Origin of the sequence: Streptomyces sp. KR55, from assembly GCF_052245645.1 — a bacterium.
GTDB classification, from domain to species: domain Bacteria; phylum Actinomycetota; class Actinomycetes; order Streptomycetales; family Streptomycetaceae; genus Streptomyces; species Streptomyces flavusporus.
Map to the genome: position 1 here is coordinate 1 of NZ_JBQQCE010000909.1, position 1,340 is coordinate 1,340.

General features: G+C 66.3%; 2 protein-coding genes. Both read left to right on the top strand.

The window, feature by feature from the left end:
• Positions 1 to 326: acetyl-CoA carboxylase biotin carboxyl carrier protein subunit (locus ACTWQJ_RS51440; protein ID WP_443313209.1), on the top strand; the 326-nt coding region annotated here is incomplete at its 5' end.
• A 274-nt stretch (positions 327 to 600) separates the two neighbouring features.
• A partial coding sequence (locus tag ACTWQJ_RS51445; RefSeq protein WP_443313210.1) for an FAD-dependent monooxygenase occupies positions 601 to 1,340 on the top strand: 740 nt, incomplete at its 3' end.

A 1,340-nucleotide genomic window follows, 5' to 3' on the forward strand; every position in this document is an offset into this window, starting at 1 on the left:
TGGAGGTCTCCCTGCCCTCCTCCCTCGGCATGTCCCTGGCCCGCACCGGCCTCGCCGCCGGCGCCAAGCCCAAGCGACGCGCCGCCAGGAAGTCCGGGCCCGTGGCCTCCGGCGACACCCTCGCCTCCCCGATGCAGGGCACCATCGTCAAGATCGCCGTCGAGGAAGGCCAGGAGGTCAAGGAAGGCGAGTTGGTCGTCGTACTCGAAGCCATGAAGATGGAACAGCCGCTGAACGCTCACAAGTCCGGCACCATCAAGGGCCTGAGCGCGGAGGTCGGCGCGTCCCTCACCTCCGGCGCGGTAATCTGCGAGATCAGGGAATGACCGGTATCTGAATTCTTGAATCCCCCGGCAGGCGGCCGGGGGATTTTTCTTTGCGTTTCTTTGGTATTCCCGTCAGAGCTTCCCGCCGGACCGCTGTGAGCTGCGGGTTTGCGGACCTCTGACGCTCCCCTCACCTCGTTTTTCCTGGCATGTAGTCACTTGACGAAATATCACGGAGGCCTGAACGGATTCGCCTTGTCGTCGCTTTATCGGGCGAAGAAGATGATTACTGCTTCCGCTGAGCAATACCCCTGAGACGCCCGAGGAGAGGTATATGGATGCTGCAGTGATTGTCGTGGGTGCGGGTCCTGCCGGGATGATGCTCGCCGGCGAACTGCGGCTCGCGGGAGTCGACGTCATCGTCCTGGAGCGGCTCGAGGAACGCACCGGAGAATCGCGCGGGCTGGGATTCACCGCGCGGACCATGGAGGTTTTCGACCAGCGCGGGATACTTCCCCGGTTCGGTGAGATCGAGACCAGCAACCAGGGGCACTTCGGCGGTCTGCCGATCGACTTCGGCGTACTGGAAGGGGCTTGGCAGGCGGCCAAGACCGTGCCGCAGTCCGTCACCGAGCGGCACCTTGAGGAGTGGGCGTCCAGTCTGGGCGCCGATATCCGGCGCGGGCACGAGTTCCTCTCCCTGAAGGACGACGGCGACGGTGTCGAGGTCGAGGTGCGGGGCCCTGCGGGTGTCGATCGGCTGCGTGCCGCGTACCTGGTGGGTTGTGACGGCGGGCGCAGTGCCGTACGGAAGGCCGCCGGTTTCGACTTCCCGGGCACCGCGGCGACCATGGAGATGTTCCTCGCCGACCTCAAGGGCGTGGAGATCCGGACCCGCATGATCGGCGAGACGCTGCCCGGCGGCATGGTGATTGCCGGTCCGCTGCCCGGCGGCGTCACTCGCATCATCGTCTGCGAGCGCGGCACCCCGCCCCAGCGCCGGGAGGTCCCGCCGTCCTTCGGGGAGATCGCCGACGCCTGGAAGCGGCTGACCGGCGACGACATTTCGCACGC